The organism is Maricaulis sp. (genome assembly GCF_048268525.1).
GTDB lineage: Bacteria > Pseudomonadota > Alphaproteobacteria > Caulobacterales > Maricaulaceae > Maricaulis.
On sequence record NZ_JBLWVH010000002.1, the window covers coordinates 63,590 to 85,674 of the forward strand.

A 22,085-nucleotide genomic window follows, 5' to 3' on the forward strand; every position below is an offset into this window, starting at 1 on the left:
GGGGACCCGCGCCGTTTTACGCCCACGATGCGCGGAACCACTCATCAACCCCTCGTCAGCCAGCGGGCCGTATCCGGTTCTTGAGGTCAAGGGCGGCGCAGCCGCCGCTTCGCGGTTTCACCCTTGAGCTCAAGAACCGGATACGGCGAACTCCCGGCAAGGGAATTATGGTGGGGCGTGCGCCCGTGCGCCTGGTGAAAGGTCTCCTTCGTCCCACACACCCCGTCTCATACGCTCCATTTTCCCCGGGCGAAGACCCGGGGCCTACGAGACCATCCGCACAGTGATGGGTCTCCGGGCAAGTGTCGGCATTTCCGACGAGCAGGCTGCCCGACATCCACACCCGATTCACCGCAACGTCGCCAGATACTTGCCGCGCCTTTCCCCGACTGATCTGGAACCCTCGGTTCATCCCGTTCGCCTTCGCTGCCATGATGCGTGTCCGAGAATCACGCGGGGCTGATTGGCCCTGGGCTGGAGGAGCAGGACATGGCCGTCATCGACAGTGAAAGCTTTGCCGCGGCGCGGGCTGGCGCCAACGGGTCGGATGTCGAGAACGCCTATCTGGCGCTGCTTCGCGATATCCTCGAGAACGGCGCCGAGCAGGCTGACCGGACCGGCGTCGGGACGATGTCGGTGTTCGGGCGCCAGCTGCGCTGTGACCTATCCAAGGGCTTCCCGCTGCTGACCACCAAGAAGGTGCATTTCAAGTCGATCGCGATCGAGCTTTTGTGGTTCCTGCGCGGCGAGACCAATGTGCGCTGGCTGCAGGAACGCGGCGTCAAGATCTGGGATGAGTGGGCCGACGAGAATGGCGATCTCGGTCCGGTCTATGGCAAGCAGTGGCGGCGCTGGGAGGGGCCGGACGGCACCGAGATCGACCAGCTGTCCAACATCCTCGAACAGATCCGCAATAATCCGGCCTCGCGGCGGCTGATCGTGTCGGGCTGGAACCCGGCCGATGTGCCCAATATGGCGCTGCCGCCCTGCCACACGCTGTACCAGTTCAATGTCGCCAACGGGAAGCTGAGCTGCCAGCTCTATCAGCGCTCGGCCGACATGTTCCTCGGCGTGCCGTTCAACATTGCCTCTTATGCGCTTTTGACGGCGATGGTGGCGCAGGTGTGCGGGCTGGAGCCGGGTGAATACATCCACACTTTCGGCGACGCCCACATCTATTCCAATCATATGGACCAGGTCCGCGAACAGCTCTCGCGGGCGCCGCGCGCCCTGCCGCAGCTGAAGCTCAATCCGGACGCGACCGACCTGTTCGGCTTCGAATACGAGGATATCGCGCTGGAGGGTTATGACCCGCATCCGCGCATTTCCGCTCCGGTCGCCGTCTAGGAGTGGGCCCATGTCCGGACCGCTCGACGCGCTCGCCGACAAGATCGTCCGCGTCTCCGACATCTATGCCGCGCATTTCGACATTGATCGCTCCGGAGACTGGCCGCTCCTGAAACTGCAGGAAGAGGTCGGCGAGCTGACCCAAGCCTATCTGACCACCACCGGTCGCACCCGTCGTCCCGCCGATGACGCGGCGCGCAAGCAACTGGCGCTGGAAATGGCCGACGCGCTGGGCATGCTGCTGATCATGGCCAAGGCGGAAGGCATCGACATGGACGCCGCCATGCAGGACAAGTGGCTGCACTGGCTGGAACGCGACAGCGCGGTAATGGAGCCCGTGGCTGGTGAAAGTGACGCCAATCCATGACTACCACCATCCCCAAAATCGTGCTCGTCGTCGCGCGTGGCATGAATGGTGTCATCGGCGTGGATGGCGACCTGCCCTGGCGCTTGTCGTCGGACCTCAAGAATTTCAAGGCGATCACCTCGGGCAAGCCGATCATCATGGGGCGCAAGACCTGGGAGAGCCTGCCTCGTCGGCCCCTGCCGGGGCGGCTGAATATCGTGGTCACGCGTCAGCATGGCTATATTGCCGAAGGCGGGCATGTCGCCGGCGATCTCGGCGAGGCGATGGACGTGGCCATCATGCGCGCTGACGAGGATGGTGTCGACGAGGTTTGCGTCATCGGCGGGGCGCAGATCTATGCCGCGACGCTGGAGCGCGCGGACCGGCTCTATCTGACCGAAGTCGAGGCCGCTCCGGAGGGCGAGACCTGCCTGCCGGAGATCAACGAGGCGCAGTGGCGGGAAACCCGCCGGCAACTCCATCCGGCCGGGCCCGGTGATGATCACGCCTTCATGCTGCGTGTGCTCGACCGCGTCTGATCCGCCTCAATGGCGGGAAAGGCGGCCCAAGGGGGATGCTCTGCTGCGCCGTCCCGCCCGATTACCCTTGAACCGCAGGCCGCATACGTTCATTTAAGGCGCAACGGAAATTGAGAGGATCGATCCAGCACATGTCATGGAACGACAATCAGGGTGGAGGCGGCGGAGGCCCATGGGGCTCCGGCGGCAACAATAACAACGGGCAAAACCCCTGGGGCCAGCGCCCGCAGGGTGGAGGCGGACCGGATGGTCCCGATCTCGACGAGGTTGTCCGCGACATGCAACGCAAGGTCCGCGGCATGTTCGGTGGCGGCGGTTCCGGCAAGGGCGGCTCTGGCAAGGGCGGCTCCGGCGGAGCAGGAGCCTTCGGTTTCGGACTGATCATCCTGATCATTGTCGGTGTCTGGTTTGCGAGTACCGGTTTTTACCAGGTCAATCCGAGCCAGCAGGGCGTGGTGCTTCGTTTCGGCGAATTTGCCCGCGTGACCGGTTCGGGCTTTCACTTCAAGCTTCCCGCACCGATCGAAAGCGTGATCATCGAAGATGTGACCGCAACGCGTACGATCACGATCGGGCAGGGCGCCGAAGGCCAGATGCTGACGCGCGACCAGAACATCGTCGACATCGATTTTTCGGTGCAGTGGCGTGTGATCGATGTGCGCAGCTACCTGTTCAATGTCCGTAATCCGGAAAAGGTTGTGGCCGACGTCGCCCAGAGCGCCATGCGTGAAGTCATTGGTACGTCGGATCGCGAATTCATCTTCACGGTCGGACGTGGCGAAGTTTCGCAGCGCACACGCGACCTGCTGCAGACGGTGCTGGACGAATACCAGGCCGGTATCCAGATCCTGCAGGTCAACCTGCAGACGGCGCAGGCCCCGGCCAGCGTCATTGATGCCTTCCGCGACGTGGATGCGGCCGAGCAGGATGCCGAGCAGGCGATCCTCCAGGCGACGGCCTTTGCCAACTCGACCATCCCGCAAGCCCGCGGTGAGGCGGCCCAGTTGACCCAGGCCGCAGAGGCCTACCGCGACTCGGTGATTGCCGAAGCGCAAGGCCAGGCCGACCGCTTCATTGCCATTTACGAACAGTACGCATTGGCGCCGGAAGTGACCCGTCGCCGGATGTATCTGGAAACCATGGAGCGGGTGCTCGGACGGTCCAATCTGACCATCCTGGACGGCGGAGCCGGGGCTGTGCCCTATCTGCCGCTCAACCAGCTTGATGCCCCGCGTGCCCAGTCGCGCACCCAGGCGGGAGGAAACAACTGATGATCCGCACACTTGGAATCATTATTCTCGTCGTCGGCGTTTTTGTCGGACTGCAGAGTGTCTATACGGTCAGCGAGCGTGAGCAGGCGCTGCTGGTCCGCCTTGGCGAGCCCGTTGGCGCGGTCAACGAGCCGGGCTTTGAAGATCCCGGGCTGCACTTCAAGATCCCGTTCTTCATGGACGTGGTCATGTTCGACAAGCGCAATCTGGAATTCGACATGCAGCCGGAGGAAATCCAGGCCGCCGACCAGGTTCGCCTGGTGGTCGATGCCTTCCTGCGCTATCGCATCACCAATCCGCTGCGCTTCTATCAGACCGTCACCAATGAGCGCGGCGCACAAGCCCGTCTGCGGTCCATCATGGATGACAGCCTGCGCGGCGTGATCGCCTCGATCCCGGCCAATGACGTCATCTCCGGCCAGCGCGCCGAGCTGATGGTGCGGGTCCGGAACCGGGTCGAAGAACAGGTTGCGACCCAGAATCTGGGTATCGAGGTCATCGATGTCCGCATTCTGCGCGCCGACCTGCCGCAGCAGATCGCAACGCGCGTGTTCGACCGGATGCGCTCCGAGCGTCAGCAGGAAGCGGCCCGTATCCGCGCTGAAGGTGACCAGCAGGCCACCGAGATCCGTGCCGATGCGTCACGTCAGGCGACGATCATCGTCGCCGAGGCCCGTGCGGATTCGGAACGGCTGCGCGGTGCCGGTGATGCCCGCCGGAACGAGATTTACGCCCTGGCCTATAATCGCGATGCGGAATTCTTCACCTTCTATCGGTCGATGCTGGCCTATGAGGAAGCGGTTCCCGATGGCACGCCGATCGTGATCCCGCCGGATTCGGAGTTCTTCCGTTACTTCCGGACCCAGGCCGGCGAGTAACCGTCAGCCATACAGATGACAGGGGCCCGGCTCCGCGAAAGCGGGCCGGGCCCTTTTCGTTCGAGCGAGCACGCGCGCGTGACAGGGCGGTCATTCGCATGACGATTGTGTCAGTGCGGTTGCCGCCGACCCGCGCAAGGCGGTATTCACGTTAACGGACCAGAATTTGCACACAGTCAGGTCGACGACCGGGCAACCCTTCAATACGGCGGAAATCGATGCAGCGTCTCCTTGTTCTCATTCTTCTCCTGGTGGCGACACCGGCCAGTCACGCCCATCCGGACGGGTTTGCCGACCTGGCCGAGCGCCTGTCTCCGGCCGTGGTGAACATTTCGGCCGCCCAGCGGCTCGACAGTGAGGACGGTCTGCCGGAGTTTCCCGAGGGCTCGCCTTTGGAGCGTTTCAACGACATTTTCGGCTCGGCGCCGCGGATCGCCAACTCGCTGGGCTCCGGCTTCATCATCGACGCCTCTGGCCTGGTGGTGACCAATAATCACGTCATTGACGGGGCTGACGAGGTTGAGGTGTCGCTGCCGGATGGTCGTGTCTTCCGCGCCGAGGTGGTCGGCATCGACAGCGTCACAGACCTCGCCGTGCTGCGCATGGATGTCGAAGAACCGATGCCCTTCGTGGCTTTCGGCGACAGCGATGCCGCACGCGTCGGCGACTGGGTGATAGCGATCGGCAATCCATTCGGACTGGGCGGTACGCTGACGGCGGGCGTTGTCTCGGCTCGCGGCCGCGAGGCCGGCGGACGCTATGACGACTACATCCAGACCGATGTCGCCATCAATACAGGCAATTCCGGCGGACCGCTGTTCAACATGGACGGCGAAGTGGTCGGCGTGAACACGCTGATCCTGTCGCCGACCGGTGCCAGCGTCGGCATTTCGCTCTCCATCCCCTCCAACCTGGCGAATGTCGTGGTCAACCAGCTGGTCGAGTTCGGCGAGACCCGTCGCGGCTGGCTGGGCGTGTCGGTCCAGCGCGTGACGCCGGAGCTGGCAGAGAGCTTTGAACTGGCAACGCCCTATGGCGCCATCGTCTCGCGTATCGAGGATGATGGTCCGGCGGCAGACAGCGGCATCCGGACCGGTGATCTGGTCCTGTCCTTTGACGGTCGCCGCGTGCGCGACAGCCGCTCCTTCCCGCGCATGGTCGCCGAAACCGAGATCGGCCGCGAGATCGAGCTGGAGGTCATCCGCCGGGATCGGCCGATGACGATCCGCATCACGGTCGGAACACTGGCCGAGGACAATGGCGATGGCGAGACGGCCAATTCCGCGGTCGTGGCGCCGGTGACCGGCAATGGCGATACGGTTATGGGCATGACATTCGGCACGCTCGATACCGCCTCGCGCCGTCGTTTCCGGGTCCATCCCGATGCCGAGGGCGTGCTGGTGACCGAGGTCGATCCGACGAGCGATGCCGCCGGCAAGGTGCGGCCGGGCGACGTCATCGAGGAAGTCGAGTTCACCCGTGTCGACAGTGTCGCTGCCATCCGCGAGATCGTCGACGGACAGGGCAGTGGGCCGGTGCGCTTCCAGATCAATCGTGGCGGCCAGTATGTGCTGCAATCGATCCGGTCGTGACACCCTGCCTGCTGATTGCAGGCCCGACGGCCGCCGGAAAGACCGCGCTCTCACTCGCGGCGGCCGAGAGGCTCGATGGTGAGATCATCAATGCCGACTCGATGCAGGTCTATGACGGCCTGCCGCAGATCACCGCCCAGCCGGACGCCGCCGAGCGTGCACGGGCGCCGCATCACCTGTTCGGCGCAATCGATCCGGCTGTCCGCTATTCGGTCGGCCAATGGACCAGCGATGTTCTGGCGCTGATCTCCGACTGCCGCAGCCGCGGCAAGCGGCCCATCCTTGTCGGCGGAACGGGCCTGTATTTCAACGCACTGACGCGCGGGCTGGCGCCGGTTCCCGAGATTGGTGAAGACGCCCGGACCCGCGCGGCGAGTGTCCTTGAAGATGACGGCCTGTCCGGCTTGCGAGGGGAGGCGTTGCGATTGGATCCGGTTGCGGCCAATCGTGTCGAGGCGGCCGATCGCCAGCGCCTGTTGCGGATTGTCGAGGTCGCCTACGAGACCGGCAAGCCGTTGAGCGAATTCCAGGCCGACACCGTGCCGCCGCTCTCCTCTGCCGAGTGGCAGGGCATCGTCATCGAACCCGACCGGGACGCCTTGTACCAGCGTATCGACCAGCGTTTCGAGCAGATGCTTGAGGCCGGTGCGCTTGATGAAATCGCCGCTTTCATGCGCCGTCACATTGATCCGGACCTGCCAGCGAGCAAGGCGCTCGGCGTGCCGCAGTTGGTGGCGCACTTGCGCGGAGAGCTGGCGCTGGACGAGGCCGTGGAGCTGGCCAAGCGCGACAGTCGACGTTACGCCAAGCGCCAGGGAACCTGGTTCCGAAATCAGGCGGCCAGTTGGTCGCGCATCGGCACGCTCGACCGACAGGCGGCGATCTGCGCCCTGTCCGATATCCTCGATCAGCCAGCCGGTTAGCACGCAGGCCGGTCGTGTCGCTGGACAGGCCCGACGATGATCCGCCTTATCACCCCAGCCAGCCCGGGAGCGAGTCGCGAAATGACGATTGAGATGGACGAGCCTCTTTACACGCGGGACATCGATCTCGCGCCGATCCGCAATTGCCGCCTGGCGATTGTCGGATATGGCAATCATGGCCGCTCCCATGCCCTGTGCCTGCGCGATAGCGGGGTCAGCGATATTCGCATCGCGCTGCGCGACGGTTCAGCCTCGCGCGCCAAGGCCGAGGCGGACGGGTTTGAGGTGGTTTCATTGCCGGAAGCGGCGGCCTGGGCCGATGCGATTTCCCTGCTCGCCGCCGATGAGGCGCACCGGAAGATCTGGGAAGACGCCATCCTGCCCCACCGCAAACCGGGTCAGGCCTTGATCGTCTGTCACGGGTTTTCCATCCACTATGACCTGATCCGGCCTCCCGCCGATGCCGATGTGATCCTGGCGGCTGCCAAGGGGCCGGGCGGCGCTGTGCGCGAGGAGTTCGAAAAGGGGCGGGGCCTGATCGGCTTCTGGGCCGTTCACCAGGACGCGTCGGGGCGGGCGCGGGAACTGGCACTGGCCTATCTGGCGGCGATCGGATCCGGCGAGGTCGGCATTTTCCCGACCAGTTTCCGCGAGGAAACCGTGTCTGACCTGTTTGGCGAGCAGGTCGTTCTGGTGGGGGGGCTGGTCGCCCTGGCGAAAGCCAGTTTCGAGCGACTGGTCGCGGCCGGTGTCAGCGAGCGCATGGCCTATATCGACTGCGTCCACGAGATCAAATACCTCGCCGACCTGATCCAGGCGCGCGGTATTGCCGGCATGTATGAGGCGATATCGGACACGGCGGAGTTCGGCGCCCGTCAGATCGAGGACAGGATTGCCGGTCCGGAGTTGAAGCGGGTCTTCGATGAGGCGATGGCCGATATCGAGAGCGATCGCTTTGCCCGCAAATGGGTCGAGACCCATGAAGCCGGGCGCGCGATGGTGGCCGAGCGTGCGGCCGACCGGGCCTTGCGTATCGAGACTGTCGGCGCTGAATTGCGCAACCGGATTTACGGTGCCTCGAAATAGCCAACATGCCCCGCCACCTGTAATAGACTTATTCAAACGAGAATCTCATGCGGGGGCGTGAAATGTCATTCAATCCGGTCAAAGTGCGGCGCTACGGCGAACCCAAGGAAGTTGTTGCGCGGGTCTTCGAGGAAGCTGGCGGCATTCCGACAGTCATGGAATTGCTCGATCTGAGCCGAACGCGTGTCTATGCGCTGGCGGACCCGGATTCGACCAATGAGATTTCCTACGCTCGTATCGCCAAGCTGACCGAGTCAGGCGCCACCGCCGCCGCCCAGCACCTGGCCGCGCTCGCCGGGGGCATTTTCCTGCCGATCGAGAAGGCCGACGACGCCAATTGGCTGGCTCTGGCTGGCGAGGCGAGCCGTCGCAATGCCCGCAATATTTCCGCGATCATGGAAAGCCTGAGCGAGACCGAGAAGTCGCCCGGTCGCATCGACCAGGATGAAGCGCGCGATATTCTCAAGGTGCTCGACGAACAATTGGGCGTTCTCGCCATCCAGCGCGCGAAACTGGCCGCCATCGCGTCCGGTGAAGCGGTCGACATGGCCGGGCATCCGGTCGCCGATGAAAACGGCGCTGCGTGATTGCCCGTTGTGCAAAGCGTGCTTAGTTAGGCGGTCTGCTGCTTCGACCGGGCTCGCCTTGCAATGAACCGACTGACTGATTTTTTCCTGAGAATGGACGCACGCGCTGCCCGGGCCGTGATCGTTTCGGTCGGGCTGTTTGTTGTCGTGGCGCTGGTCTTTTTGCTGGGCCGGTTTGTGCTCGAGGTCGAGCCGGGCGAGGCCGGCAGCTGGTTCGAGGCGTCGGCCAGCCAGTGGTACGCCCTGCCGCTGACAATCCTGACCTTCACCGCGCTGTCATTCCTGGGCGCCCCGCAGTTCGGACTGATGGCCGCCGCGCTGGTTGCTTTCGGCCCGACGACCGGTGCGATCTATGCCTTTGTCGCGACGCAATGTTCGGCAGCCGTGAATTATACCGTTGGCCGCTATTTCGGTGCCGACATCTTCAAGCGCTATGCCGGCGACTGGGCCAACCGGATATCCGATTTCATCGGCCGCAACGGATTGCTGGCATCGATGATCGTCAGGTGGGTGCCGTCAGGTCCATTCATCGTGGTCAATATGGGGTTCGGTGTGGCACGCACGCCCTATTGGGCCTTTGCGCTCGGGACAGCGCTCGGTTCGGCGCCGAAGATCTTCATCGTGGCGCTGATGGGAGAGAGCATCCGCTCGATGCTGACCGAGGGCAATGTCCTGCTTGGTATCGCCTTCGCAGCGGCGGCCTTCGCCTGGATTGGCATCATGCTGCTTGCGCGGATCTGGTTGCGGCGCAATCGCGTGCCTGCCGGGTCGGATGATAACGGAGCCGGTGAAAACCGCTAAACTGGCGCCGTCGCCGCTAAATCCGACTGTTGCGGCTGCGACTGACACGCACCTGTCCGGTTTCAGCGTGAATCCCCGTCCGGCCCTTGCAATCTTGCGCGGAGCATCGCACAACGAAAACAGTTGCACCGCGGCTTTGCCGCCACACATTTTGAGACTCAGCGCCCCCATGCTCAACAGCCTTTTCGGTTTGCTCTCTGCGGATATCGCCATCGACCTGGGAACCGCAAACACGCTCGTCTATGTGAAAGGGCGCGGTGTCGTGCTCAACGAGCCGTCCGTCGTTGCCTACAAGGTCGAAAAAGGCCGCAAACATGTGCAGGCCGTCGGTGCGGAAGCCAAGTTGATGCTCGGCAAGACGCCCGGCAATGTTGAGGCGATCCGGCCGATGCGCGATGGCGTCATCGCCGACTTCGACGTCGCCGAGGAAATGATCAAGCATTTCATCCAGAAAGTGCATAACCGCCGGGCCATGGTCAGCCCGCAAGTGGTGATCTGCGTGCCCTCTGGAGCGACCGCCGTTGAGTGCCGAGCCATTCACGAAAGTGCTCTCGGCGCCGGCGCCCGCAAGGTCTATCTGATTGACGAGCCGATGGCTGCTGCCGTCGGAGCCGGCCTGCCGATCGACGAGCCGACCGGCTCGATGATTGTCGATATCGGTGGTGGCACCACCGAAGTCGCCGTCATGTCGCTGTCCGGTATCGTCTATTCGCGGTCGGTCCGCGTCGGTGGCGACAAGATGGACGAAGCGATCATCAACTATATCCGCCGTTCCGCGAACCTCCTGATCGGCGAAACCTCTGCCGAGCGGATCAAGAAGGAAATCGGTTCCGCCATGCCGCCGGTGAAGGGCGAGGGCCTGTCGCTGAACATCAAGGGCCGCGACCTGATGAACGGCGTCCCGCGCGAGATCGCGGTGACGGAAGCCATGATCGCCGACAGCCTGTCCGAGCCGGTTGAGCAGATCGTCGAGGCGGTCAAGCAGGCCCTTGAGGCGACCCCGCCGGAACTGGCGGCCGACATTGTCGACAAGGGCATTGTACTGACCGGTGGCGGGGCCCTGCTGCGCAATCTCGATACCGAGCTGCGCGAACGGACCGGCCTGCCCGTGAGCCTGGCCGATGAGGCCCTGTCCTGCGTGGTGCTGGGCTGTGGCAAGGCGGTGGAAGACCTTCGGATCTGGCGTCCCATTCTCTCCGAAGCTGTGTAATCTCCACCAACGCAACGGGGGAGAAGGAGTGAGGCGTTGGCGTCGCGACGCTCAACACGACAGGATGGTGAGCACGGCGTACGCTTTTCGCGGACGCTGTTCATTGCGCTTCTTGTCGTTTCCGGCGCCCTGATCGCCTTCGACCGACCTGCTTCCAGATCCGCACCCTTCGCGAGTTTTCGCGCCGGTTTCACAGATGTGTCCGCTCCCCTGCTCGATCTCGCCGCCCAGCCCCTGCGCGGGATCAAGAATATTGGCCCGTACTGGCGCCGACAGGGTGAACTTGCCGAGGAAAACGCCCGGCTGCGCCAGCAATTGATCGAGGCGCGCTACTGGGAAGACCTCGCCTATCGCCAGCGAGACCGTATCGAGGTCTATGAAGAAGCGCTGGATGTTGAAAGCGCCGCGATCGAAGACCGGATCGGAGCCTGGACCGTGGCTGATCCGCGCGGCCCCTTCGTCCACGCCCGCCTGATTGGCCGGGGCAGCGAGTCCGGCATCAGCGACGGTTACCCGGTGATCAACCTGTATGGGCTTGTCGGCCGGGTCTATGAAACCGGTCGCCGGTCTGCCCGGGTGCTTCTGCTCACCGACCTCAACTCGCGCGTTCCGGTCATGGCCGACCGCTCGAACGCCCGGGCCATCCTGGTCGGCGACAATTCGGAGTTTCCGCGACTGGACTATGTCGGTCGAGCGCCGGACATCGAGCCCGGTGACCGCATCGTTTCATCCGGCGATGACGGCGTCCTGCCGCGCGGCCTGCCGATCGGCGAGGCGGTGGCGACGCGTGAGGGGGGCTGGCGTGTGCGGCTGTATTCCGATCAGGCCCCGGTCGATTTCGTCTGGGTCTGGCCCTATCGCCGCGTGACACCGCCCGATCTGGAGATCGAGGACGATGCAGCCGGGCTCGCAGCCTCGGTTGATGGCGGCGCCGCGCCTGTCCCGGCGCCCGATACGCCCGGCGATGACGCCGGGGTTGAAGGCGTGGCGAGTGACGAAGACGCGCTGGAGGGTGGCCGATGAGAAAGCCGACCGACCGCAATTCGCCCTGGCTTGCTGCAACCGGCTGCATCCTCTCGGTGTTGGTCGCCCTGATTGTCCAGGCTTCGCCGACGCGGCTGGTTGACGGGCTCACCATCATGCCGAGCTGGACCTTGATGGCGATTTTCCTGTGGTCCGGTGTGCGGCCGCAATTCATGCCGCCGATTGCCGTATTCGCGATCGGCCTGACGCAGGACCTTCTGACCGGCGCTCCGATGGGTGTGTGGGCCCTGTCCTACCTCGTTTCGATTTCGGTCTTTCGCTTTCGCGGCGAAGACGGGATGCCGCGTGACCTGCCTCCGATCCTGCTGCGGTTTGGCGCCACCTTGTTGCTGGCCCATGCCATCGCCTTTGCGGCCGGCAGTTTTGCGCTGGAACAGATGGCGGATTTCCAGCCCTTGGCGATCGAGATCCTGGCCTCCATTCTGATGTTCCCCCTGCCGGCCTATCTGGTATTGCGGCGCCGCCGCTCCCGCAGTTCCGGCTTTATCGGGGGGTGATGACAGGATTTCATGCGCGCTGACCGACAGGAACAGGATCTGAAATTCACCCGACGGGCTCTGCTGATGGCGGGGGCGGGCGGGCTCGCATTCATGGGGCTGGGCGCGCGCCTGTATTCGCTGCAGGTGCTGGAGACCGAGCGCTACCGGCTGATGTCCGAAGACAATCAGTTCAATTTCAATCTGCTGCCGCCGTCGCGGGGGCGTGTCCTGGATCGCTTCGGTGTCGCCGTGGCCGATAATCGCGACAGCTACCGTGTGCTGTTGGTACCCGAGCAGGCCGGCGATGTCGCGTCGGCCCTCGATCGGCTTCAGCCATTCCTGCCGCTGAGTGATCACGAGCGTGAGCGGATCCTTCGCACGGCCCGCAGTCAGCGCAGTTTTCACGCCATCACCGTGGCAGATGACCTCGACTGGCACACCTTCGCCTCGATCAATCTCAATGCGCCCGACCTGGCCGGTGTGACGCCGGATGTCGGCGAGGTCAGATCCTACGCCTTCGGGCCGTCCTTCGCCCATGTGATCGGCTATGTGCAGCCGCCCAATGACGAGGATATCGCCAATAATCCGCGTGATGCCGAGCGATTGTTGCGACATCCCGGTTTTCGGGTCGGCAAGACCGGGGTCGAGGTGGCGCGCGAGTTGGATTTGCGCGGTCAGGCGGGGGCGCTGAAGATTGAAGTCAATGCCCGCGGCCGTGTCATCCGCGAACTGCCGGAACAATCGACCGAGCCGGTCTCGGGCCGGGATGTCGTGCTGACCCTGGATGCCGATATCCAGCGCTACGCCCATGAGCGCCTCGGCCAGGAAAGCGCGTCGGCTGTCGTGATGGATGTCAATACCGGCGAATTGATCGCCATGGTTTCGACGCCCAGTTTTGATCCTAACCTGTTTGTGGGCGGAATCTCGACCGCTGATTATGCCGCCTTGCGCGAGAATGATCACAATCCGCTGTTCCAGAAATCGATCCAGGGGACCTATCCGCCGGGCTCGACCTTCAAGGCCGTGGTCGCCGCCGCAGCGCTGGAACATGATGTCATACCTCCGACCGAGCGGATCAACTGCACCGGGTCCGTGCGCCTGGGGAATCGTGAATTCCACTGCTGGCGTCGTCGCGGTCACGGGCCGGTCAATCTGCGCGATGCGGTCAAGACATCGTGCGATATCTATTTCTACCAGGTCGCCGAACGTCTCGGAATTGACCGCCTGCACGCCATGGCGACCCGTTTTGGTATTGGCGAGCAATTCGATATCGGTGTTGCCGGTGTCCGCCGCGGGACCATGCCCAATCCGGCCTGGAAGCGGGCCCGTTATGATCAGGGTTGGTCGACGGGCGATACCTACAATACCGGCATCGGACAGGGCTATGTCACCGCTTCGCCCCTGCAGCTGGCGGTGATGACGGCGCGGGTGGCCTCTGGGCGGGCGGTTTCACCCAGCCTTTATCGCAACGCGATGATGCCGCCGGCGCCGCATATCGGTATCAGCGATGCGGCCCTGGCCAGTGTGCGGGACGGCTTGCGGGCTGTCGTCGAAGAACCGGGTGGAACCTCATACTCGCTGGGTGGCCTGGGGCTCGGCGATATCGAGATGGCGGGCAAGACCGGCACTGCCCAAGTATACTCCATCACCGCGGCCGAGCGCGAGAGCGGGGTCAGGGAGCAGGAAGACCTGCCCTGGCGCCTGCGCGACCACGGCCTGTTCATGTGCTATGCGCCCGCCGACCGGCCCAAATATGCCTGTGTCGTCGTGGTGGAGCACGGTGGCGGGTCATCCGCTGCGACCCGTCCGGCGCGCGATATCCTTCAGCGTGTCGTGGCCCGCGATCCGTCCAGCCGTGCCGGCGTCTTCGCCGATGTCGGCAATGCCCGGTCCGGAGGCGCCTGATGGCGGTTTTTCGAGAAAGCGTCCCGCGCGACCTGCCGGACAAGATGATGGAACTCAACTGGACGCTGGTCCTGTTGCTGGTCCTGCTCGGCGCCGCCGGTGTCGGCATGCTGTACTCGGTCGGCGGTGGCAGCTGGGAGCCCTGGGCGATCAATCATGCCATCCGCTTTGCGCTCGGCTTTGCCGGCATGATCGTGATCGCGATGTTCCCGCCGCGCTTCTGGATGGGGCTGGCCTATCCGGTCTATGTCGGGGCGCTGATCCTGCTTGTGCTGGTCGAGATCGGCGGTGTGACCATCAATGGCGCCCAGCGCTGGGTCGACCTCGGACCGATCCGGCTGCAGCCCGCGGAGATCATGAAGCTGGCCCTGGTGCTGGCGCTGGCCCGTTACTACCACGATCTGCCTGACGACAAGGTCACCACGATTTCGGGCCTGTTACCGCCGCTGTTGATCATCGGGCTGCCGGCAGCGCTGATCGTCAGTCAGCCGGACCTCGGAACCACGCTTCTCCTGGCGGCGACCGGCGTCATGGTCATCTTCATGGCCGGTTTGAGTTGGTGGTTCATCCTGGTGGTCGCCGGGTTGGGACTGGCCGCGGTGATCGGCGTCGGGATCTACGGCCTGGAGAACATCCTGGCCGAATACCAGATGGACCGGGTGCATGCGTTTCTGAACCCGGACTTTGATCCACTCGGCATCAATTACCACCCCAATCAGGCGATGATCACGCTGGGATCGGGAGGCATGACCGGGAAGGGCTTTCTGGAAGGCACCCAGTCCAAGCTTGGCTATCTGCCGGAGATGCAGACCGACTATATCTTCACCGCGCTGGGTGAGGAATTCGGGTTTGTCGGAGGCATTGCGGTTCTGGCCGTCAACGCGCTGATCATGGCCCAGGGCGTGATCATTGCCATCAGCTGCAAGAGCCCGTTCCTGCGGCTGATGACGATCGGGATCATCACCACCTACGCCTCATATGTCTTCATCAATATCGGCATGGTGTCGCGCCTGTTGCCCGTGGTCGGAGTGCCTCTGCCGCTGATTTCCTATGGCGGGACCGTTGTGCTGGCAGTCATGGCCGGGTTCGGTCTGATCCTGGGCGCCCATATCCATCGCAATGCCGAGCCGGCGCGCGGGGCCGGGCTGTTCGGCTGACACCGCAGTGCAGCAACGTCGCGCGCTTGACCGGAAAGTCCGGTTGGGGAAGTGTGCGCGGCAATTCAGTAAGGGGTGGACGCGCCATCGCGTTCAGTTTCAGGGGAGAATCTCATGGCGGCAGCACCAGCCGGTCAGCACGCGCATTGGTCATCGCGCTTCGCATTCATTCTTGCCGCGGTTGGTTCCGCGGTCGGCCTCGGCAATCTCTGGCGTTTCCCGTTCCAGACGGGCGATAATGGCGGTTCGGCTTTCGTGCTGATCTATATCGGCTGTGTCGCCCTGTTCGCACTTCCGGTCCTGATGGCGGAAATCGCCATCGGCCGACACGCCCAGCAATCGGCCATCTCCTCGACCCGCAAAATGGCCCAGGAAGCCGGCAAGTCCGCCAATTGGGCGATTGTCGGTTGGGTCTGTACGGCGGGTGGTTTCCTGATCCTGACCACTTATTCGGTGATCGCTGGCCAGGTCATGGCCTATTCGGCGTCCGGCTTTGTTGGCGGTTTCTCGCAGCCCGACGGTGCCAATCTCTTCTACCAGGGCGAGTTCACGCAACTGGCCTGGCATGCCGGCTTCATGATCATCACCGTGCTGATCGTGGCGCGGGGCCTGAAAGGCGGGATCGAGCAGGTCGCAACCTTCCTCATGCCGCTCTTCTTCGTCATGTTGATCGGCCTGACCATTTATTCGCTGGCCACCGGTGCGGCTGCAGAAGCGGTTGCTTACCTGTTCACGCCAGACTTTTCCGCGGTGACCGGACAGACATTCGTGGCCGCGCTCGGCCAGGCCTTCTTCTCGGTTTCTGTCGCCTCGGCCATCATGATCACTTATGGCTCCTACCTGTCCAAGGACACCAATATCGGCTCGTCCTCGATCATGATCGCTTCGGCCGATACGCTGGTCGCGCTGATCGCCGGTTTGATGATCTTCCCGATCGTCTTCATGGTCGGGATCGACCCGGCCGCAGGTCTGGGCCTGATCTTCACCGCCTTGCCGGCCGTGTTCGCCGACATGCCAGCGGGCAATATCATCGGTGGTGCCTTCTTCGCACTGGCCTTTATTGCCGCGATCACATCCTCGATTTCGCTGCTGGAAGGAACCGTGGCCTTTCTGGAAGAAAATACCTCCTTCTCGCGGGCAACATCGGCCTGGCTGCTCGGCTTCTTCGCCTTCATGATCGGCGCTGGTGCCGTGTGGTCGGCGGATTTTGGCGGCCTTTTTGTGGACTGGCTGTCCGGCAGCTTCCTGCTTCCGCTCGGCGGTCTGCTCGTCGCAGTCTTTGCCGGCTGGGTCATTCCCCGCTCGCTGATGCGCGAAGAGATGAGCCATGCCTCGAACGGCCTGTTCGCCTTCTTCCACTTCTGCGTGAAGTTCATCGTGCCGCCGGCAATCGGCTTCATCCTGCTGCTGGGCCTGGATGCCAAGTTCAACAGCGGCAATATCGGTTCGCTGCTCGGCCTCGGCTAGGCGAACTTGTCGGCAAAGGCGTCGGTCGCGCGTCCCAGCGCGTCGACCCCGCCCGGCCCGCCGGCTGCATGGCCGGCATCGCCAATCATGTGGAGCCTCGCTCGCGGCCAAGCCCGGGCGAGGCTCCATGCCGTTTGGGGCGGGGTCACGACGTCATAGCGTCCCTGCACGATCACGCCGGGCAGATGGTTGTAGCGCTCGGCATCTTCGATCAGCTCGCCATCGCGCTGGAAGAAGCCCTTGTGGAAGAAATAGTGGCTCTCCAGCCGGGCGAGGGCGTCCGAGCGGACCGGGTCGGCCAGCGGAGCCGACGGGTCGCCGGTCATCGAGATCAGGGCGCTCTCCCAGCGTGCCCAGGCCAGGGCATCCGGCCGGCGTCTGATGATGTCCGATTCGGCGAGGCGTTCGTAATAGGCGCGGATGATGTCGCCGCGCTCCTCCGGGCTCAACGGATCGACGAGGCGTTCCCAGGCGTCCGGGAACAACATGTTGGCGCCGTCCTTGTAGAACCAGTCCAACTCGCGCTGGGAACAGGTGAAGATGCCGCGCAGGATCAGGCCGATGCAGCGGTCCGGATGGGCGCGGGCATAGGCGAGGGCGAGTGTCGCCCCCCAGGAGCCGCCGAAGACGACCCACTTGTCGATCCCCATCACCTCGCGGATGCGCTCGATATCGTCGATCAGGTCCTGCGTTGTGTTGTGTTCCAGCCCGCCATGCGGCGTCGAGCGACCACAACCCCGCTGGTCGAACAGGATGACGCGATAGCGCCGCGGGTCGAAAAATCGCCGCAACGCAGGAGACACGCCGCCTCCGGGACCACCATGCAGGGTCACGACCGGCAGGCCATCGGGCCGGCCGCATTCCTCGATATAGAGGTCGTGTCCGTTGCCGACCGCCAATCGCGAGGCCCGCAAGGGCCGGATCGGCGGGTAGAGCAGGCGGCGTGAATAGGAAGCGTCCATGCCGAATACTGTGCCGTTAGCCAGTCATAAACACAATAAACCATAGCCTAGCGCCACTTCACCCTATATCGTAAATGACGGTTTGGGCTGACTAATGATCCTGGGAAACACTGTGTGATGATCGCATTTGGGCGAGCTGTGCTAGCCATTTGTTTTTGCAGCCTTGCATCGGCCTGCGCCAGTGCGCCGATTTCGATCGCCGGGTCCAGTTTTGCCGCCCCGGATACCCCGGCATCTGCCGCCCATCGCGAGCTTGAAGACGCCGTCGACAATTTCAACGATGATCTGGGCGTGCGCGGTCTAATCCGCGAAGCCAGCTCGATGGATCCGGCAATGCGCTGGATGAACCAGCTCGCCGGTCAGGTGGACGGCGATGAGCCGGACGCGCTGACCGTCTATCTCGACACTCAATCGATCATGCTGACCGATGCCGGCGCACCGGACCGGGTCCGGGCCGACATTGTCCATGTCTGGCAGGGTGCAGCCGGGATTGATGCCGCATCGCGCGCCTTGCTGGACACCGTGATCGGTCTGTCCCGCAATGACGTGACCAATGCGCTGGGTTCGGTCGAGCATGCGATGGCCAACGCCCAGACCGCCCAGTCGGTAATCGAAGCCGTCATTCTGGAGATGACGTCCCATCATGATGCCGATGCGCTGGCTGGCTTGCGGGTGGAACGTGACCTTCTGGCCCTGCGCATCAATGACCTGCGCGACCGGGCCGACGAGCTTGCCGAGTTGCGCCGTCAGATGCGCAACCCGTCGATTTCCTGATGATCCATCCTGATGAGGTAAAGGGCTTCCTCGACCCCGGGGAAGGGCAGGCGCTGGCGCAGCTCGCCGCCGAGGCCGGACGACTGGGGCCGGTGCTGGAGATCGGCTCCTATTGCGGCAAGTCGGCGCTCTATCTGGGGCCGGCGGCCCGCGAGGCGGGAACCGTCCTCTATACGCTCGACCATCACCGCGGCTCCGAAGAGCACCAGCCGGGTGAGGAATATCACGACCCCGAGCTGTACAACGCCAAGCTGGGCGCCGTCGAAACCCTGCCGGCCCTGCGCGAGACATTGTTCCGCGGTGAGCTGGAAGACTGCGTGATTCCGCTGGTCGGTCGCTCGGCCGTCATTGCCGCCAACTGGACCACACCGCTCGGGATGGTCTTCATCGATGGCGGGCATTCGATGGAGGCGGCGCTGGCGGATTATCGCGGCTGGGCCGGCCGCGTTGTCGCCGGCGGCATCCTCGCCATCCACGACGTTTTCCCCAATCCGGAAGATGGTGGTCGTCCGCCTTACGAGATATGGAAGCTGGCTTGTGCCTCCGGCCTGTTCGAACCGGTCAGGCGTACAGGAACGCTGGAAGTTTTGCGGCGGCTTTAGTCGCCGGATACTCAGGCAGGTGGTTTTTGACCAGCAGATCGCTGCCCCGGGTCAGGCTTTCGATCGCATCGGCCGCCATGATCAGCGCGCCTGATGTCCAGGAGGGGCGCTCGCGCGGCCAGATGATCGACTCCTCGAACTGCCAGCCCATCCAGTATCCGCCGTCGCGGGCGACAAGCGGCGCCAGATTGGCAATCAGTTCCTGGGCCTGCCGCGTCTGGCCGACGGCCTGACAGGCGAGGGCCAGCTCGGCGGTTTCCGCGGCGGTGACCCAGGGCTGGTCCGAGACGCAGCGGCAGCCGAGGCCCGGCTCGACGAACTCGGCCCAACGGGCATAGAGGCGAGCGCGCCCGATTTCGGTCGGCAGGACGCCGGCGAGGACCGGATAGTACCAGTCCATGGCAAAGCCGCGCCGGTCCGTGCCCTTGCGGTCGAAACGGGCATCATTCTCGCGCAGCGTGGCGCCGATACGCCGGCGGGCTTGGATCCAGGCATCGACCGGTTTGCCCAGTCGCCGGCCGATCAGGCAGGCGCATTCCAGCGCCTTGTACAGGCTCGCATTGCCAGCGCGCAGGCTGTCGATCTCGGTCAGCGTCTGCTCGTCGCCGCGGGCCCGCCACACCACATCGCCGTGCGGGGTCTGGTGCTCGAGGATAAAGCCCATCGCCGCTTCGACCATCGGCCAGTATCGCGGCAGGGTGTCGAGTGCGTTCAGTGCCGAAAGGCTGCGCAGGACAGTGACCGCGACATAGCCGGTGAAATTGGTATCGCGGGCTGTTTTCGGTGTCCCGGGCACGAGATGCCGATTGGCGTCATCGAGTGGAACCGAGGCGCCAAGATCGCCTGTCCATCCGCCATCGGCTTCCTGGCGATCCATGAGCGCGGTGAGCGCTTGTCGCGTTTCTGCCTCGCGACCGGCAATCGCCAGCCCCATGGTTGCTTCGCCATGATTCCAGGCATCCCAGACGCCGGCCTCGATCCACGGGATGGTGCCATCGCTCCGTTGCAGGGCGGTGATGTGGTCGGCGCAGGCCTTGATGTCGACGGATTGGCTCATCAGCTCGTCTTCCTGAAATACATCACGACTGATTTGCCCAGGACCGGATCAAGGACCCATTCCATAGCCCGTGTCAGCCAGGGGCGCTTGATCAGGTCCCACTCCAGGAAGCGGCGGTAAAGTGCGACGAGGCGGTTGTCTTCCTGCGTCTCCCAGAACGCGCAGCGCAGCCACCAATAGGGGCTGTGCAGGGCGTGGGCCCAGTGGCGGCGGAAACGCCGGAAGCCCTGTTTCTCGACATCATGCCGGAACGCATCGGGTTTGAAGATGCGAACATGGCCGCCCGGTGAGTTCTGATAACCGAAAGACAGCCACCAGCAGATCGCTTCGGGCCAGTAGCGGGGCACGGAGGCGGCAAAGATGCCGTCCGGTTTGAGCACACGCCTGATTTCGGTCAGAAACCGTTCTGGATCGGGCACGTGCTCCAGGACTTCCGAGCAGATCACCCGGTCGAATGTGTTGTCGGGGAAGGGAAGCTGTTCCCCTGTTCCCGTCGTCAGGACCGCGCTGCGCAAGTCCGAGGTGGGCTCGGGCGGAGGCAGTTCGAAGAACTTGTCGAGCGCGATGCAGACGTCTTCATAACTCAGGTCCAGCCCGACTGCCGTGACCGGTGTCTCGTCCCAGTAGAGACCGTGCAGATGCCGGCCCTGGCCGCAGCCCAGGTCGAGGACACGCATGCCGGGCTCCAGCGCCAGGCTTTCGATCTGGATGGTTTGCATCGATCAGGTCCTGCCCTGTTCCGCGAGGGCTTCGACATAGAGATGGGACGCCGCAAGGGCATGCTTGGACCAGCAGAACTCGCGGCGGGCTCGGTCTGCCGCCTTTTCACCCAGGCGTGCGGCGGCTTCCGGGCTGTCGAGCAGGCGGGCAATGTTCCTCGCCATGGCGTCAGCGTCTCCGGCGGGCGAGACCAGACCGGCATCACCGACCACCTCGGGCAGGGCGCCGCCATCGCTGGCAACCACGGCCGCGCCGCAGGCCATGGCCTCGGCGGCCGGAAAGCCGAACCCTTCGAAGCGGGCCGGGCAGGCAACGATATGGGCGCGGCGGTAAAGGTCCGCGACTTCATCCCGGCTGAGGTCGGAGGAGGTCGTTACGCGGTCGGACAGCCCGTGCGCCGCGAGCATGCGCTTGGCCGGACCGTCGCGCAGCGTGCCGATGATATGCAGGCGGGCCGCCGGCCGGGCCGCTGCGACACGGCCGAGCGCTTCGATGAGAACGTCCAGCCCCTTGATCGGAACATCGGCGCTGGCCGTGGTCACGATGAGCCCGGTCTCCCGCTGAACCGACGGGGCCGGCCGGAAGATGTCGTGGTCAAGGCCATTAAAGGCGACGCGGACCCGGTCGGCATCGACCCCGTATCGCTCGGCATGGGTCCGGCGTGCGGCGTCCGAGACGGCCAGGTGTCGTGGCAGGGCACGGGCCGTCTTTGCCTGCATGCCGATGAAGCGATACCAGCGCCGGGTCAGCAGGCGTTCCCACCATTTGCGACCGGCAGCGATGGCGTAGTCGCGATCAATGGCGATCGGGTGGTGCAGGGTTGTGATGACCGGAATGCGCGCATTGATGCGAACCATCGGTGTCGAGAGCGTCTGGTTGTCGTGGACGACATCGAACTCTCCTGCATGCCGTGCCAGGAAACGGTCGAGGCGGCGGCCAAACGCGTACAGCTCGCCAAAGGCACCGGAATTGTGAGCCAGCCATTCCGACAGGTCGGCCCAGGATTTCAGATAACGCGGCCGGAAGGCCAGGAAGGCATTGTCCTCGGCGAACAGGTCGAGTGAGGGCAGTTCGTACAGGGGGATGCCGTCGTCGAGGTCGGGGTAGGGCGGCCCGGACGCTACCGAAACCTTGTGGCCCAGGGCCGTCAGCGCTCGCGTGAGTTCGCGCAGATAGACCCCCTGTCCGCCAACATGGGGGTGCGAACGGTAGCCGGTGACGAGAACACGCAGCGGTCGAACCGGCGTGACGTCACTCTCCTTTTCCATCCTTGTGGAAACAAGGCTATGTCCGTCCATGATGCGTGATTCCGGCGGTGGCAATTGAGTGGCGAACCTA

General features: G+C 64.0%; 22 protein-coding genes. 18 read left to right on the forward strand and 4 right to left on the reverse strand.

Annotated features, from left to right (window positions below; translation table 11 throughout):
• Window positions 1-489: 489 nt before the first annotated feature.
• The 16 genes from ACN0X9_RS01705 to ACN0X9_RS01780 all read left to right on the forward strand — a co-directional run bounded on the left by ACN0X9_RS01705 (window position 490) and on the right by ACN0X9_RS01780 (window position 16,632).
• Complete coding sequence (locus tag ACN0X9_RS01705) at window positions 490-1,347, forward strand: thymidylate synthase (RefSeq protein WP_417485910.1); 858 nt, start codon at window positions 490-492, stop codon at window positions 1,345-1,347.
• A 10-nt stretch (window positions 1,348-1,357) separates the two neighbouring features.
• Window positions 1,358-1,714, forward strand: a complete 357-nt coding sequence (locus ACN0X9_RS01710; RefSeq protein ID WP_417485911.1) for a phosphoribosyl-ATP pyrophosphohydrolase — start codon at window positions 1,358-1,360, stop codon at window positions 1,712-1,714.
• On the forward strand, window positions 1,711-2,232 hold the full coding sequence (locus tag ACN0X9_RS01715) for a dihydrofolate reductase (RefSeq protein ID WP_417485912.1): 522 nt from the start codon (window positions 1,711-1,713) through the stop codon (window positions 2,230-2,232). The genes ACN0X9_RS01710 and ACN0X9_RS01715 overlap by 4 nt, the downstream gene beginning before the upstream one ends.
• A gap of 131 nt (window positions 2,233-2,363) precedes the next feature.
• Window positions 2,364-3,503, forward strand: coding sequence for an FtsH protease activity modulator HflK (gene hflK, locus ACN0X9_RS01720; RefSeq protein ID WP_417485913.1), 1,140 nt, complete (start codon window positions 2,364-2,366; stop codon window positions 3,501-3,503).
• Window positions 3,503-4,381, forward strand: a complete 879-nt coding sequence (gene hflC / locus ACN0X9_RS01725; protein ID WP_417485914.1) for a protease modulator HflC — start codon at window positions 3,503-3,505, stop codon at window positions 4,379-4,381. Before hflK ends, hflC begins: the two co-directional genes overlap by 1 nt.
• A gap of 218 nt (window positions 4,382-4,599) precedes the next feature.
• Entirely contained in the window at window positions 4,600-5,973 is a 1,374-nt protein-coding gene (locus ACN0X9_RS01730) for a Do family serine endopeptidase (RefSeq protein WP_417485915.1), read from the forward strand.
• Window positions 5,970-6,896 (forward strand): tRNA (adenosine(37)-N6)-dimethylallyltransferase MiaA, encoded by a 927-nt coding sequence (gene miaA / locus ACN0X9_RS01735; protein WP_417485916.1) that lies wholly within the window; start codon window positions 5,970-5,972, stop codon window positions 6,894-6,896. Before ACN0X9_RS01730 ends, miaA begins: the two co-directional genes overlap by 4 nt.
• 81 nt (window positions 6,897-6,977) lie before the next feature.
• The gene (gene ilvC / locus ACN0X9_RS01740) at window positions 6,978-7,982 is read left to right on the forward strand and encodes a ketol-acid reductoisomerase (RefSeq protein ID WP_417485917.1); all 1,005 of its coding nucleotides are present in this window, start codon (window positions 6,978-6,980) and stop codon (window positions 7,980-7,982) included.
• Between the two features lie 62 nt (window positions 7,983-8,044).
• Window positions 8,045-8,569, forward strand: a complete 525-nt coding sequence (locus tag ACN0X9_RS01745) for a hypothetical protein (protein WP_417485918.1) — start codon at window positions 8,045-8,047, stop codon at window positions 8,567-8,569.
• A gap of 93 nt (window positions 8,570-8,662) precedes the next feature.
• Window positions 8,663-9,370, forward strand: coding sequence for a TVP38/TMEM64 family protein (locus ACN0X9_RS01750; protein WP_417485919.1), 708 nt, complete (start codon window positions 8,663-8,665; stop codon window positions 9,368-9,370).
• A gap of 169 nt (window positions 9,371-9,539) precedes the next feature.
• Window positions 9,540-10,580, forward strand: a complete 1,041-nt coding sequence (locus ACN0X9_RS01755; protein ID WP_417485920.1) for a rod shape-determining protein — start codon at window positions 9,540-9,542, stop codon at window positions 10,578-10,580.
• Between the two features lie 36 nt (window positions 10,581-10,616).
• A complete protein-coding gene (gene mreC / locus ACN0X9_RS01760; RefSeq protein ID WP_417485921.1) occupies window positions 10,617-11,603 on the forward strand; it encodes a rod shape-determining protein MreC in 987 nt (328 codons plus the stop codon).
• Window positions 11,600-12,121: a rod shape-determining protein MreD gene (mreD, locus tag ACN0X9_RS01765; RefSeq protein ID WP_417485922.1), complete on the forward strand. Its 522-nt coding sequence runs from the start codon at window positions 11,600-11,602 to the stop codon at window positions 12,119-12,121. The genes mreC and mreD overlap by 4 nt, the downstream gene beginning before the upstream one ends.
• A 12-nt stretch (window positions 12,122-12,133) precedes the next feature.
• Window positions 12,134-14,008 (forward strand): penicillin-binding protein 2, encoded by a 1,875-nt coding sequence (gene mrdA / locus ACN0X9_RS01770; RefSeq protein WP_417485923.1) that lies wholly within the window; start codon window positions 12,134-12,136, stop codon window positions 14,006-14,008.
• Entirely contained in the window at window positions 14,008-15,165 is a 1,158-nt protein-coding gene (gene rodA / locus ACN0X9_RS01775; protein WP_417485924.1) for a rod shape-determining protein RodA, read from the forward strand. The genes mrdA and rodA overlap by 1 nt, the downstream gene beginning before the upstream one ends.
• Before the next feature lie 114 nt (window positions 15,166-15,279).
• Complete coding sequence (locus tag ACN0X9_RS01780; RefSeq protein WP_417485925.1) at window positions 15,280-16,632, forward strand: sodium-dependent transporter; 1,353 nt, start codon at window positions 15,280-15,282, stop codon at window positions 16,630-16,632.
• Here ACN0X9_RS01780 and pip read toward each other — a convergent pair.
• A complete protein-coding gene (pip, locus tag ACN0X9_RS01785; RefSeq protein ID WP_417485926.1) occupies window positions 16,629-17,594 on the reverse strand; it encodes a prolyl aminopeptidase in 966 nt (321 codons plus the stop codon). The genes ACN0X9_RS01780 and pip overlap by 4 nt on opposite strands.
• 117 nt (window positions 17,595-17,711) lie before the next feature.
• Here pip and ACN0X9_RS01790 point away from each other — a divergent pair, with 117 nt between their 5' ends.
• Together ACN0X9_RS01790 and ACN0X9_RS01795 are read left to right on the forward strand one after the other, a co-directional pair.
• Window positions 17,712-18,368, forward strand: a complete 657-nt coding sequence (locus ACN0X9_RS01790; protein ID WP_417485927.1) for a hypothetical protein — start codon at window positions 17,712-17,714, stop codon at window positions 18,366-18,368.
• On the forward strand, window positions 18,368-18,970 hold the full coding sequence (locus ACN0X9_RS01795) for a class I SAM-dependent methyltransferase (RefSeq protein WP_417485928.1): 603 nt from the start codon (window positions 18,368-18,370) through the stop codon (window positions 18,968-18,970). Before ACN0X9_RS01790 ends, ACN0X9_RS01795 begins: the two co-directional genes overlap by 1 nt.
• On the opposite strand, the gene ACN0X9_RS01800 is transcribed toward ACN0X9_RS01795, so the two are convergent.
• From ACN0X9_RS01800 to ACN0X9_RS01810, 3 genes are read right to left on the reverse strand one after another with little or no spacing between them, the layout of a single operon-like run.
• On the reverse strand, window positions 18,930-20,027 hold the full coding sequence (locus ACN0X9_RS01800) for a hypothetical protein (RefSeq protein WP_417485929.1): 1,098 nt from the start codon (window positions 20,025-20,027) through the stop codon (window positions 18,930-18,932). The genes ACN0X9_RS01795 and ACN0X9_RS01800 overlap by 41 nt on opposite strands.
• Complete coding sequence (locus ACN0X9_RS01805; protein ID WP_417485930.1) at window positions 20,027-20,746, reverse strand: class I SAM-dependent methyltransferase; 720 nt, start codon at window positions 20,744-20,746, stop codon at window positions 20,027-20,029. Before ACN0X9_RS01805 ends, ACN0X9_RS01800 begins: the two co-directional genes overlap by 1 nt.
• 3 nt (window positions 20,747-20,749) lie before the next feature.
• Complete coding sequence (locus ACN0X9_RS01810; RefSeq protein WP_417485931.1) at window positions 20,750-22,045, reverse strand: glycosyltransferase family 4 protein; 1,296 nt, start codon at window positions 22,043-22,045, stop codon at window positions 20,750-20,752.
• Between the last annotated feature and the right edge of the window lie 40 nt (window positions 22,046-22,085).